We start from the raw sequence: 12,824 nt of genomic DNA, 5'->3' as shown, positions 1-12,824 counted from the left end.
TTTAACTATTTTTATGATTATTGGTTATATGGTATCGTTGTTTGGTGGGATTAAAAGAAGCACCCCCTATGCCCAGTCTTTTTCATTTGAACGGCACTATATTTTATCATGCAGTAAATAATTCTCTAACGCAATGCCTGCCCCATCAAGCCCGGGAGTTTTTTTCAACACGACATGCACAGGGATGGAAGCGAGAAACGCTCCCATGCGCCCTTTTGTTTCAAAACGCACTCTAAAGGGTGAGGTTTTAAAATAATCAATGAATCGTGGGATAATCCCCCCACACAAATACACCCCACCTCTAGCGCCCAAAGTGAGAGCCACATCAGCAGCGAGCGTGCCAAGCATGGAACAAAAAGTGTCCAAAGTCAATCGGCATATAGGGTAATCCCCATTCAAAGCGCGTTCGCTAATGATTTGTGGGGTCAATTCAGCCTTGCTCAATTTCGCCACTTTTTCTAAGCCTTTTCGTTTGGATAAAGCTTCATAAATCAGCACCAAGCCACTCCCACTCAAAAACCTTTCCGCGCTCACATGGTTGAATTTAGAGCGGGCGTATTGCCACACTAAAATTTCTAAATCATCAAAAGGGGCAAAACTCACATGCCCCCCTTCGCCGGGCAAGACTTTCAAAGAGCCATCGCTGTTTTGGATAAGAGTGCTTACCCCAAGCCCGGTTCCTGGCCCTAAAATCGCTTTAGGGGCGTTAATTTCGCACTTGATCCCGCCTACTTGAGCCAGATCGTTTTCTTGCATCGCGCTAATGGCATAGGCTTGCGCGACAAAATCATTGATGACAAGCAACCTCTCTAATCCCAAACATTGCCGTGTCGTTTCAATAGAAAAAGTCCAATGGTTGTTCGTCATTTGGACAAAATCCCCCATGATGGGCGTAGCCACAGCAAAAGAGCCGTAAATAGGGCGTAATTTAAGGCTTTCTTTGCATTTAGAAAGATAAAACCGCACCGCATCGCTCAAGCTTTCAAAATCTTTACATGGTAAAACTTCAATGCATTCAATTTGTCGTGGGGCGACTTCCAAACCAAAGCGCGCGTTTGTGCCGCCAATATCGGCTAAGAGTCTTGGGTAAGTTTCAGTTTTTGGCATAAAAAACCTCCGTGGTAACTTTTTTAGAGTGTAAAATCCGAGCAATCGGCAGAGAATAGGGGGCGTTTTCTTTCAAAGCTTTTTCTAAAACCTCCCTTTTTTGCTCTCCGCTAACGCTTAAAAAAAGTTTTTCGCAATTTTCTAAGGCGTGAATAGACATGCTTAAGCGTTCATACGGAGCGTTAACGGGTTTAGTGAAAACGATATTTTCCTTTTCTTCGTTTAAAAAAGCGCTCGTTTCAGGAAAAAGGCTAGCCGTATGCCCATCAGTCCCCATGCCCAGAATGGCTAAATGGGGCTGTTTGAAATGCTGGTTAGCAAATTTTAAAAGCGCGTTTTGATTGCAAGAAACCTCTTTGGGTAAAAGCGGAATGAAAGAAGCTTTTAGGGCGTTATTTTGCAACAAATAATCGTGCAATAATTTGGTGTTGCTATCCTTATGGCTTGTATCTATAATGCGTTCATCTACTAAACTGACTGCACATTCATGCCATGCGAGATCTAAAACGCTCAATTTTTGCAACAAGCTAATGGGCGAACGGCCCCCAGAAAAAGCGATAGAAACTTGATGGCGCTTTTTTAAGGCAGCGTTAAAAAATTCTTTAAAACGCTCTGTTAAAGCCTTATTGCAATCTTCTAAACTTTCAAACTCAAACAATTGATAACCCATGAAATTCCTTTTATTGGTAGAGTGGTTTTAAAAATTCTAACTCGTTTAGGTTATGGCTTTCATAGAAATGTAAGGGCGTAGCGTTATTGATAAAACCCTCTATCAGCGTGTCAATAAACACCCATGACGCTTCCAATTCCAGCTGGTGGGCGAAATTATTGTGGTTATTTTCTATCGCATCATAGAGCAATTTAGCGTAGGGTTGTAAAAATTCTTGTTGGTTGTGGCTTTCTAAAATAAGGGGGGTTTGATTGTCTTTTAGGGTGAGGGTGATTTTGTCTTGTGAAAGGAAAAATTCTAGCGTGTTAACCGAATTAAAATGGATTTTCACGCTCGCTTGATTGTGGGGCATTTTTTTAGCGTGCTTAATATAGAAAGGCACGCCTTTGAATTTAGGTGCATCTAAAAAGGCTTTAATAGCGACAAAAGTCTCTGTCTGGCTTTCTTTATGAACCTTATTTTCATTCCTATAACCTTGATATTGGGCGCGAATAACCTGTTTTTTAAAATCTTTAGGGGGTTGTAAGGTTTTTAAAACTTTGATTTTTTCTTGCCTCAAATCTTTCAAATCGTTGGGTAAATCTGTAGCGATAAGGGATAAAACTTGCAAGAGATGGTTTTGAACCATATCCCTTAAAGCCCCGATTTTATCGTAAAATTCGCCCCTTTCTTCCACCCCCAAGGTCTCATACACGCAGATTTCAACCGTGCTGATTTGCTCCCATAGGGTGTTTAAAATAGGGTTATTTAGGCGTAATTCAAGGATATTTTGAACGCCTTTTTTCCCCAAATAATGATCGATTCTAAAAATTTGTTCTTCTTTAAAAAAAGCGCTGATGCTTTGGAAAATCTCTTTACAAGTCTTTAAATCATGCCCTAAAGGTTTTTCTAAAATCAAGCGGGTGTTGGCGTGATTGAGCGCGTTTTTGGCTAAATTTTGAGCGGTCGTTGCAAAAAAACTAGGGGAGATAGAAAAGTAGAAAATCAAGGGCTTGTTTTTTGTAGCGATTTTACTCAATTCTTCAAAGTCTTTAGGGTTATCCAAACGGACGCACAAATAACTGATATGGGCTAAAAATTCCTTACCCTTTTCTCTTGAGTGCAGTTGTGTTTTCTCGCAAAGAAGCGTTAAAAACTCTTCATTAGATAGTTCTTTACGCCCCGATGCGATAATCTTAGAACCCTCTTTAAAACCATAATGGATATAAATTTCATAGAGCGAAATGAAGAGCTTTCGCATGGCTAAATCCCCAGTCGCGCCAAAAAGAACCAGATCAAAATCTAACATCAATAACCCTTTTAGAGTGTTTTTGAGCTATTATTATAATCAATCTTAATTAAAAAGGAGTGTGCATGCCTAAGCATTCTTTAGAACAAATCAAAGAAAAAATTACAGAGCGTAGCAAAAAAACCAGAGAGCTTTATTTAGAAAATATCTTTAACCCTAAAAACCAGCCCAAGATTGAGAGTTTGGGTTGCGCGAATATCGCGCATGTTACTGCGAGCATGCCAGAGCATTTAAAAATGCCTTTAGGTTCGCATAAAAGAAAGCATTTTGCCATTATCACCGCTTATAATGACATGCTTTCAGCCCACCAGCCTTTTAAAAATTACCCTGACTGGATTAAAAAGGAGTTGCAAGAGCATAACGCCTATGCGAGCGTCGCTAGCGGGGTGCCAGCGATGTGTGATGGTATCACGCAAGGTTATGAGGGCATGGAATTGAGCCTGTTTAGTAGAGATGTGATCGCATTAAGCACCGCCGTAGGGTTAAGTCATAATGTTTTTGATGGGGCGTTTTTTTTAGGCGTGTGCGATAAAATTGTGCCGGGCTTACTCATAGGAGCGTTAAGCTTTGGGAATTTAGCGAGCGTGTTTGTGCCAAGCGGGCCTATGGTGAGCGGGATAGAAAACTTTAAAAAAGCCAAAGCGCGCCAAGATTTTGCAATGGGAAAAATCAACAGAGAAGAGCTTTTAAAAGTGGAAATGCAAAGCTATCATGATGTGGGGACTTGCACTTTTTATGGCACGGCTAATTCCAATCAAATGATGATGGAATTTATGGGATTGCATGTGGCTAATTCTAGTTTTATCAACCCTAACAACCCCTTACGAAAGGTTTTAGTAGAAGAGAGTGCCAAAAGATTAGCGAGCGGGAAAGTTTTGCCTTTAGCCAAACTCATTGATGAAAAAAGCATTCTTAATGCGCTTATAGGCTTGATGGCAACAGGGGGTTCTACTAATCATACTTTGCATTTGATCGCTATCGCTAGATCTTGTGGGGTCATTCTCAATTGGGATGATTTTGACGCAATTTCTAACCTCATACCCCTTTTAGCTAAAGTCTATCCTAACGGATCGGCTGATGTGAACGCTTTTGAAGCGTGTGGGGGGTTAGCGTTTGTGATCAAGGAATTGTTAAAAGAGGGGCTTTTATTTGAAGACACTCATACGATCATGGATACCGAAACGCAAAAAGGCATGCAAAATTACACCAAAACCCCCTTTTTAGAAAACAACCAATTGGTATATAAAGACGCTGTCAATCATAGCCTGAATACTGATATTCTACGGCCCGTGAGCGAGCCTTTTGCCGCTAATGGGGGGCTTAAAATCTTAAAGGGTAATTTGGGGCGAGCGGTGATTAAAATCTCAGCCATTAAAGATGAGCACAGGAAAGTTAAGGCTAGAGCGATTGTTTTTAAAACCCAAAGCGAATTTTTAGAGCGCTTTAAAAATAAAGAATTAGAAAGGGATTTTGTGGCGGTTTTACCTTTCCAAGGGCCTAAGTCTAATGGCATGCCTGAATTGCACAAACTCACCACGAATTTAGGGGCTTTGCAAGATATGGGTTATAAGGTTGCACTCGTTACAGATGGGCGCATGAGCGGGGCGAGCGGGAAAGTGCCTAGCGCGATCCATTTAAGCCCTGAGGGGGCGTTGAATGGGGCGATCATTAAGATTAAAGACGGCGATTTGATAGAATTAGACGCTCCTAATAACGCTTTAAATGTGCTTGAAAAGGATTTTGAAAATAGGGAAATCAACCCCTTGTTTTTAGAAATCTTAAAAGATTTAGAAAAGCCGAGTTTTGGGCTGGGTAGGGAATTATTCACGAGTTTAAGGTTGAATGCCAATACCGCTGAAGAGGGTGCCATGAGTTTTGGCATAAAAATATAAAAAGATAAAGGAAAAAAATGCAAAATAAAATACAAGATAAAGTCCTAGAGGTTTTACAAATTAGCCCCATTGTCCCTGTGGTGGTGGTTGAAGATTTAAAAGACGCTGTGCCTTTAGCGCAAAGCCTAGTAGAGGGGGGTATTCCAATCATAGAGGTAACTCTTCGTTCAAACTGCGCTTTAGAAGCCATAGAGCTTATCGCTAAAAATGTGCCAAAAATGCGCGTGGGTGCTGGTACGATTTTAAACTCCAATCAATTAGAGCAAGCTCAAAACAGGGGGGCTGAGTTTTTGATTAGCCCGGGCCTTACGCCTAGCCTTTTAGAATATGCAAAGAAAAAAGACATGCCCTTAATACCCGGGGTTTCTAGCAGCAGTGAAGTCATGCAAGCTTTAGAGTTGGGCTATAACGCTTTAAAATTTTTCCCAGCAGAATATTGCGGAGGCGCTAAACTTTTAAACGCTTTTAATGGCCCTTTTAAAGGGGTGAAATTTTGCCCCACCGGGGGCATTAGCGTGGATAACATGCATGTTTATTTGAAATTAGAAAATGTTTTGTGCGTGGGAGGGAGCTGGCTTACCCCTAAAAATTTAGTGCAAAATAAAGAATGGGATAAAATCGTAGAAATTTGCAAACGAGTGCTAGCTTAGGTTTAAGATAACAATAAGACAACAAAGAGATCATGGCATTTTGTATTTGCTTAATAATACTATAATAAAATTTTTAATAAGGAGATACTTTATGTTAGGAAATGTCAAAAAAGCCTTTTTTGGAGTTTTGTGTTTGGGCGCGTTGTGTTTAGGGGGCTTGATGGCAGAGCAAGATCCTAAAGAGCTTGTGGGTTTGGGGGCAAAGAGTTATAAGGAGCAAGATTTTTCTCAAGCCAAGAAATATTTTGAAAAAGCTTGCGATTTGAAAGAAAGTAGCGGGTGTTTTAATTTAGGGGTGCTTTATTATCAAGGGCAGGGGGTGGAAAAAAACTTGAAAAAAGCCGCTTCATTTTACACGAAAGCTTGCGATTTAAATTACAGCAATGGGTGCCATTTGCTAGGCAATTTGTATTATAGCGGGCAAGGCGTATCCCAAAATACCAATAAAGCCTTGCAATACTACTCTAAAGCGTGCGATTTGAAATACGCTGAAGGGTGCGCGAGTTTAGGGGGGATTTATCATGATGGTAAAGTGGTTACTAGGGATTTTACAAAATCGGTGGAGTATTTCACGAAAGCGTGCGATTTAAACGATGGCGATGGTTGCACGATATTAGGAAGTCTGTATGATGCAGGCAGAGGCGCACCTAAAGATTTGAAAAAAGCGCTCGCTTCGTATAATAAGGCTTGCGATTTAAAAGACAGCCCAGGGTGCTTTAACGCAGGGAATATGTATCATCATGGCGATGGCGTGGCGAAGAATTTTAAAGAGGCTCTCGCTCGTTATTCTAAGGCATGCGAGTTGGAAAATGGCGGAGGGTGTTTTAATTTAGGGGCGATGCAATACAATGGCGAAGGCGCAGCAAGGAATGAAAAGCAAGCCATAGAAAACTTTAAAAAGGGTTGTAAATTGGGCGCTAAAGGGGCATGCGATATTCTCAAACAGCTCAAAATCAAAGTTTAGTTTGAAGAAAGCTTGATTGAACGGCTTTCGTTTGATTGGCTTTAATTTTTCTTGTTATTTTATTGTTTTAGGTTTCATTCTAAAATAAAACTTAAAGAGATGATCGCTTATTCTTCAAGCTCTTTTATTGTTTGTTAAAAACGCTTTTTAGCATTTTTTAGATTTTAGGATCGATGTTTAATAAAAAACAAAAAGCCCTTATTTTTAAAAACCCTTTAAGAGTTTTTATGGGTGAATAGGGGGGCGAAAGTTTGGCTTGTGGGCATGATTTCTATGCGGTTGATATTGACATGCAAGGGTTGTTCATAAATCCATAGCACGATGTTAGCAATATCTTGTGGTTTAAGGTAAGTGGTGTTTTCATAAACGGATTGGGCTTTGATTTTATCGCCCTTAAAACGCACCATACTGAATTCTGTTTCGCCACACAAACCAGGCTCAACATTGCTCACTCTAATGTTAGTGCCAGCCAAATCCGCTCGCAAATTTAAAGAAAATTGTTTCACAAACGCCTTGCTCGCTCCATAAACATTCCCTCCAGGATAGGCGTAAGTGCCAGCGATAGAGCCAAGGTTGATGATAGTCCCTCGGTTATGCTCTATCATAGAGGGCAAGATCAAACGAGTGAGGTATAATAACCCCCTGATATTCGTGTCTATCATGATCTCCCAATCGCCCCACTCGCATTCATAAGCCTTGTTTAAGCCTAGAGCCAAACCGGCGTTATTGATTAAAGCGTCAATACGATCCGTCATGGAAAAAATAGTCTCTACCGCTTGCTTAGTTTCAAGCTTGTTTTTAAGATCAAAACACAGGGGAATGAAACGCTTAGGGTAAGCAAGCTGTAATTCTTGCAAATTCTTTTGCCGCCTCCCTGTGCCAAAAACCACATGGTTTTTTTGTAAAAACGCCTTAGCGATTTCTAGTCCAAACCCTGAAGTCGCCCCGCTAACTAAAATGTGCGCCATAGCCATTCCTTAAAAACAAGTTTAAAAAAGCCCCTTAAGCCCTTTTTCAAGCTTTTCTTTGAGCTTATCGTCTTTAAGCAAATGGTCTAAACCTTTTTTAAGGGTGTCGTTTTTTAAGATTTCTTTCAAGCCTTGTTGCAGGTTTTGTTGGATAGCTTTTTCATTCAAAATGAGGGAAAATTTAGGCTGGTGTATGTTGCCTTGAAGCTTCATTTTAAAAATAAATTTAGCAATTTCTACATCCATGAGCATGTCCATGCGCTTGGTGTTTAAATCCAACAAACCATTATGGATTTTTAATTGGGTTGAAGGGCTTTTTAAGTTCAAATCAGAGAGCAGGCGTTGCTGATTGATTTGGCTTGTCAGGCTGACATCGTTATAGATTTCTTTAGTAATATCAAATTTGGAAATGGAATAGAGGAAATCGCTGAATGCATTTTTGAGGAATTTTGCATTTTTTAAGTGGGCTTTCAATACGCCTTGCTTGGTGATAAGGTCATAATCTAAGTTAGCGTCTGCACTGGATTGGAAAAACTTAGGATATTGGAGTAAATCTAAGGCTTTTAAGGTGGAAATATTGGAAAAACGAGCTTTCAAATCTTTATTTAAAAGCGTGAAATCCAGTGCGCCGTCTAGTAAATTTGAATGGCCGCTGACTTTTAAAAGTTTAGGGCTTTGCTCTATATCGCCCTTTAAAGTCAAACTCCCTTTTAAGGGGTGGTTGGTAATGTTTTGGAGCTTGGCTAGATTAGGGATTTCTAAAGTGTAGGGGGCGTTGAGTTTTAAAGTGGGAAAAGAATATTCGCTTTTTAGGGCTTTGAAATTAACTAAAGGGCTAGTGATGGTGGTGTCGCTGATGGCTTGTTGGCCTTTAAAATCGCTTGAATGCGAGAGGTTGAAAACAAGCGTGTCTTTAAGGTTTAAATCAAAAATTTGATTGATTAGGGCGTTATTGATTAAAGCGTTATTGGTTGTTAGCGCTAAATGCCCTTCTAAAGGCTTTAGAGAGTTGAAATCCGCTTGCAAGGACACTTTTGCGTTCGCATAAGCGGGGCGGTTGAATAAATAAAGCAAATCTTTTAAATTGGCGTCTTGTGCGTTCAAATTCAAGCGAGAGAGTTTGAAATCATTTAAAAGGGCGTTGTAGGAAGTGTTAGATTGAGCCACATGAGAGACGCCTTGAATCACAAGGGCTTTTCTATGCCCCTTAATGCTCCCAGAAGTAGCGATAGCCCCCCTTAAAGAATAGCGCATCAAGTCCTTAAAAGAGCGTAAATCCTTAATGTCTATATGGTAATTCAAATCCACGCTTTGCTTTAAAAGCGAGAAATTCCCCTTAAGAATGATCGTAGAATTATCGTTGGCTTGGGCTTTAAAATCTAAAGAGTTGAATCTTAAGGTGAAAGCTTTAACGCTCAAGTAGCGCTCGTTCGGGTTGATTTTTTTCTCTATGTATGAAGCGATGATTTTATTCCCCCATTCTGTAAAAAGAATGAGATAGGCCGCTAAAAAAATGATTGAAAAAAGCGCGAGTAGGGTAGAAAGGAGTTTTTTCATGTTGGTTTGTCCTTGAAGTGAATTGAATAGAATATATTAGCTTGTTTTGTAAGGGTTTCTAATGTTTTTTGATGCATTCTAAGACTTGATTACCCCGAGTTTGCCCTAAAGCCTAAGGAAGCGTTAGAGAAGTTATTACAAGAGAGGAACGGATCATTTAGGGTGCGTGTTTGTGGATTATGGCAATAAGAGAGTAGGGTTACATAACGAGTGGGAAAATGAAAAGTTAGGTAATCACTGGGTAGTAAGTGGCTATGAATTAAAGAATACAACAGAGAAGCCAACGATTTTTTCTACTCCGCAAGCAATCACAAAAGAAAAGGACATTCATTCTTTAAACTCCGTAGGACCTAATCCTACCACAAACGCGCTTAAAACGCAAGAGCTTTTATCCCCCCTAGAGCAAGCGAACGCTGAAAAGCTTCTTAAGTTAGAAAGCGAAAGGTTAGCGAGCGAACAAGAATTTTTAAAAGCTAAAGAGCAAGAAAGCAAAAAACTCAATTTAATCTTTGAATTAATTTAAAAGATTATAGTGTGGAACAAGGGGATCGGATCGCTTAAGAATTTTTCAATCAAACATGATTAAACATGATTGATAAAAAGAGTCACACCAAAAAATTCAAGGAGAAAACATGGTGGAGAATAGCGGGATCGAACCGCTGACCTCCTGCGTGCAAAGCAGGCGCTCTCCCAGCTGAGCTAATTCCCCACAGATTGTGAAAGAATGGTGGGCTTAGGAGGAGTTGAACCTCCGACCTCACCCTTATCAGGGGTGCGCTCTAACCACCTGAGCTATAAGCCCTTAATAATCAAAACTAAAGACAAAATTATAGATTAAACTTCCTTAAAAAATCCTTAAAAAATAAATGAGATTAAAATGTTATAATACTAGTTATTTTTTCATTTTAAAGGGGTTTTATGGCGTTATTATTCACAGGGGCATGCGGATACATAGGCTCGCATACCGCAAGGGCGTTTTTAGAAAATACCACAGAAAACATCGTTATTGTAGATGATTTAAGCACCGGTTTTTTAGCGCATGTCAAAACACTAGAGCATTACTACCCTAATAGGGTCATGTTTATTCAAGCGAATTTGAATGAAACGCAAAAATTAGACGCATTTTTGGATAAGCAACAACTAAAAGACCCTATTAATGCTATCTTGCACTTTGGGGCTAAAATCTCTGTAGAAGAATCAACGCGCTTGCCGTTAGAATACTACACCAACAACACGCTCAACACTTTAGAGCTTGTCAAACTTTGCTTGAAACACCACATCAAGCGTTTTATTTTTTCTTCCACAGCCGTGGTTTATGGCGAGTCTGATTCAAGCCTGAATGAAGAAAGCCCCCTAAACCCTATTAATCCTTATGGAGCGTCTAAAATGATGAGTGAAAGGATTTTATTAGACGCTTCTAAAGTGGCGGATTTTAACTGCGTTATTTTGCGCTATTTCAATGTGGCTGGGGCATGCATGCACAATGATTATACCACGCCCTACACTTTGGGTCAGCGCACCCTAAACGCCACGCATTTGATCAAAATTGCATGCGAATGCGCGGTGGGGAAAAGGAAAAAAATGGGGATTTTTGGCACCGATTACCCCACAAGGGATGGCACATGCATTAGGGATTATATCCATGTAGATGATTTGGCTAACGCGCATTTAGCGAGCTATCAAACCCTTTTAGAACAAAATAAGAGCGAAATTTATAATGTCGGCTACAATCAAGGCCATAGCGTGAAAGAAGTGATTAACAAGGTTAAAGAGATCTCAAACAACGATTTTTTAGTGGAAATTTTAGACAAACGACAGGGCGATCCAGCAAGCCTTATTGCCAATAACGCTAAAATCTTGCAAAACACCCCTTTCAAACCCCTTTATAACAACCTAGACACCATCATCAAAAGCGCTCTATCTTGGGAAGAACACCTTTTAAAATTTCAATAATACACCCTGTGCAAATACAAGCCATTAGCCATTATGGGCGTTCTTATGGTGGCTTGAATGTTATGGATTTGCATTTCAATTGCAGCGAGCGTGATTTTTTCTAGTGAATATTGAACGCATGCTTGAATGATCAAGCGCACGCTAGAGCGTAAAAATGCATCGCCAACGATGTTAAACACCACGCACTCATGCCCCATGATAGAAGCTTTATAAGCAAAAGCGTTAAAAATAGTGCGTTTAGGATTAGTTGCCGCCCCACCTTCTTTTTTAAACATGGAAAAATCATGCTTGCCTATAAATTGCTTTAAAGCGGTGTTTAACAAATCTAATGATCCAAAATCCTCGCAAGCGATATAAGGCGCTAAAAAAGGCGTTTTTAAACTTTTAGTCAAAAGGTAGCGATACGCTCTTTTTTGAGCGTCAAAACGAGCATGGAAATTTTTTTCTTCTAATTTTTTTAAGACAATATGCGGGGCGAGTTTAGGGGCTAGATAAGAGAATAACCTATCAGCATTCCAGTGTTTTGGAGCGTGAAAAGACAGCACTTGATTGTTCGCATGCACGCCTTTATCCGTGCACCCGGCCGCAACCACTGCACTTTTAATCCCTAGCAAATTGAGAGCGCTTTCAATTTTATCTTGCACGCCGAGTTTGTTAGGCTGTTTGGCATAGCCTGAAAAATACGCCCCATCATAAGCGATAGTAGCCTTAAAACAACGCATTTTAATAACGCTTTAAAATGAATTTTCTAAACAATAAATAAGAGGCAAACGCCCAAATAAAAGGGAAGAAAAAGGTCATCAAAAACAAATCCGTAGAAATCACATGCACCATTAAAAAATAAATCCCAACCGCCCCAAGGACATAGAAATAACTCCAATTCGTTTTGAATCGTGGGTTAGCGATACCAAATAAAGGGATTAAAAACACGCTCGCTAAAGGGAATAAGGAAACCAAAATCGCTTGAGAAAAACGGCGTTTTTGATTTTTATTAGCATTTTTGCCAAAGGCTTTTTCCCAATAGCCTAAATAATCCGTGCCTTGCAAATAAGCCGCATCATTAGAATTGAAAGATTTGAGCTTGTTGCGCAAATGCAATTCTTCAAAATCAATTTTACGCATTTTATCGCCTTGAGTGAAATACGCATGGCCGCTGTATAAATTCAATTCAAACACGCCGTTTTTATTGTTGATGTTGCCTTTTTGAGCCAGAATAAAGCTTTCTTGAGAGAGGCTTTTATTGGAAAAAAGCACTAAGTTATCATAAGAATTGTTTTCAGCTTTATCCACATACACGAGCCAATCGCCTAATTTTTGCCCAAATTCACCGGCTCTTATGTTAATATCAATCTTGTCTTTTTTTTGACGCAAAAACCCGTAATAAGCGCTCTTGGAAGTGGGGATTAAAATGAGCGAAAATACCAATAAAATCGCGCTCACCAAAATACTCAATGGCACAAACGCTTTAGCCATTTTTTTAGGCGAAACCCCTAAAGAAAAAAAGACTAATAGTTCATGATCATAGCTAAGCCTTGAAAGCCCCAAAGCGCAAGCCGCAAAAAAAGTGATCGGCAAAATAAAAAAAATCGTTCCTGGCAAAGAATACAAAAAGAGTTGCACTAAATCCAAAAAGCTCACTTTAATCACGAGCGTTACGCTTGCAATACTGATTAAAAGCACGATAGAAGAGATGAAAAACAGCACTAAAAAGAAAGAAAAAAAGACTTGCGAAACCGCCATGAAAAGATAGTGCTTAACCATTTTAATCTTTTCCC

At 39.8% G+C, this 12,824-nt stretch carries 12 protein-coding genes and 2 tRNA genes; 5 read left to right on the top strand and 9 right to left on the bottom strand.

Annotated elements, in window-relative coordinates; all coding sequences use genetic code 11:
* Window positions 1-96 precede the first annotated feature (96 nt).
* Genes AA977_RS04980 through AA977_RS04970 form a run of 3 tightly spaced genes read right to left on the bottom strand, consistent with a single transcriptional unit; the run spans window position 97 to window position 3,065 of the window.
* Window positions 97-1,107 carry a glucokinase gene (locus tag AA977_RS04980; protein ID WP_064434812.1) on the bottom strand — a complete coding sequence of 337 codons (1,011 nt, stop codon included), beginning with the start codon at window positions 1,105-1,107 and terminating at the stop codon, window positions 97-99.
* A complete protein-coding gene (pgl, locus tag AA977_RS04975) occupies window positions 1,094-1,777 on the bottom strand; it encodes a 6-phosphogluconolactonase (RefSeq protein ID WP_064434811.1) in 684 nt (227 codons plus the stop codon). Before pgl ends, AA977_RS04980 begins: the two co-directional genes overlap by 14 nt.
* A 10-nt stretch (window positions 1,778-1,787) precedes the next feature.
* Window positions 1,788-3,065 carry a glucose-6-phosphate dehydrogenase gene (locus tag AA977_RS04970; RefSeq protein WP_064434810.1) on the bottom strand — a complete coding sequence of 426 codons (1,278 nt, stop codon included), beginning with the start codon at window positions 3,063-3,065 and terminating at the stop codon, window positions 1,788-1,790.
* 65 nt (window positions 3,066-3,130) lie between these two features.
* Between AA977_RS04970 and edd the strand changes: the two genes are divergently transcribed.
* The 3 genes from edd to hcpC all read left to right on the top strand — a co-directional run bounded on the left by edd (window position 3,131) and on the right by hcpC (window position 6,571).
* On the top strand, window positions 3,131-4,957 hold the full coding sequence (edd, locus tag AA977_RS04965) for a phosphogluconate dehydratase (protein WP_064434809.1): 1,827 nt from the start codon (window positions 3,131-3,133) through the stop codon (window positions 4,955-4,957).
* Window positions 4,958-4,986: 29 nt separating this feature from the next.
* Window positions 4,987-5,607 (top strand): bifunctional 4-hydroxy-2-oxoglutarate aldolase/2-dehydro-3-deoxy-phosphogluconate aldolase, encoded by a 621-nt coding sequence (locus tag AA977_RS04960; protein WP_064435206.1) that lies wholly within the window; start codon window positions 4,987-4,989, stop codon window positions 5,605-5,607.
* Window positions 5,608-5,698: 91 nt separating this feature from the next.
* Window positions 5,699-6,571 (top strand): Sel1-like repeat protein HcpC, encoded by an 873-nt coding sequence (gene hcpC / locus AA977_RS04955; protein ID WP_064434808.1) that lies wholly within the window; start codon window positions 5,699-5,701, stop codon window positions 6,569-6,571.
* Window positions 6,572-6,786: 215 nt separating this feature from the next.
* Here hcpC and AA977_RS04950 read toward each other — a convergent pair whose 3' ends face one another.
* Together AA977_RS04950 and AA977_RS04945 are read right to left on the bottom strand one after the other, a co-directional pair.
* On the bottom strand, window positions 6,787-7,539 hold the full coding sequence (locus AA977_RS04950) for an SDR family oxidoreductase (protein WP_064434807.1): 753 nt from the start codon (window positions 7,537-7,539) through the stop codon (window positions 6,787-6,789).
* A 21-nt stretch (window positions 7,540-7,560) separates the two neighbouring features.
* Window positions 7,561-9,096: a hypothetical protein gene (locus AA977_RS04945; RefSeq protein ID WP_064434806.1), complete on the bottom strand. Its 1,536-nt coding sequence runs from the start codon at window positions 9,094-9,096 to the stop codon at window positions 7,561-7,563.
* Window positions 9,097-9,262: 166 nt separating this feature from the next.
* Between AA977_RS04945 and AA977_RS04940 the strand changes: the two genes are divergently transcribed.
* Window positions 9,263-9,619 carry a DUF3519 domain-containing protein gene (locus tag AA977_RS04940; RefSeq protein WP_080472369.1) on the top strand — a complete coding sequence of 119 codons (357 nt, stop codon included), beginning with the start codon at window positions 9,263-9,265 and terminating at the stop codon, window positions 9,617-9,619.
* Between the two features lie 110 nt (window positions 9,620-9,729).
* Here the strand turns inward: AA977_RS04940 and AA977_RS04935 are convergent.
* Both AA977_RS04935 and AA977_RS04930 read right to left on the bottom strand, forming a co-directional pair.
* Window positions 9,730-9,805, bottom strand: a tRNA-Ala gene (locus AA977_RS04935).
* A gap of 16 nt (window positions 9,806-9,821) precedes the next feature.
* Window positions 9,822-9,898: transfer RNA gene (locus tag AA977_RS04930), tRNA-Ile, on the bottom strand.
* A 116-nt stretch (window positions 9,899-10,014) separates the two neighbouring features.
* Here AA977_RS04930 and galE point away from each other — a divergent pair.
* Entirely contained in the window at window positions 10,015-11,049 is a 1,035-nt protein-coding gene (gene galE, locus AA977_RS04925; RefSeq protein ID WP_064434804.1) for a UDP-glucose 4-epimerase GalE, read from the top strand.
* On the opposite strand, the gene truA is transcribed toward galE, so the two are convergent.
* Both truA and AA977_RS04915 read right to left on the bottom strand, forming a co-directional pair.
* Window positions 11,043-11,771 (bottom strand): tRNA pseudouridine(38-40) synthase TruA, encoded by a 729-nt coding sequence (truA, locus tag AA977_RS04920; RefSeq protein WP_064434803.1) that lies wholly within the window; start codon window positions 11,769-11,771, stop codon window positions 11,043-11,045. The genes galE and truA overlap by 7 nt on opposite strands.
* Window position 11,772: 1 nt before the next feature.
* Window positions 11,773-12,810: an LptF/LptG family permease gene (locus tag AA977_RS04915; RefSeq protein WP_064435205.1), complete on the bottom strand. Its 1,038-nt coding sequence runs from the start codon at window positions 12,808-12,810 to the stop codon at window positions 11,773-11,775.
* Window positions 12,811-12,824 lie beyond the last annotated feature (14 nt).

The organism is Helicobacter pylori, assembly GCF_001653455.1.
GTDB lineage: Bacteria > Campylobacterota > Campylobacteria > Campylobacterales > Helicobacteraceae > Helicobacter > Helicobacter pylori_A.
The sequence above is the reverse complement of the archived record's forward strand: the minus strand, read 5'-3'. Positions and strand labels throughout refer to the sequence as shown.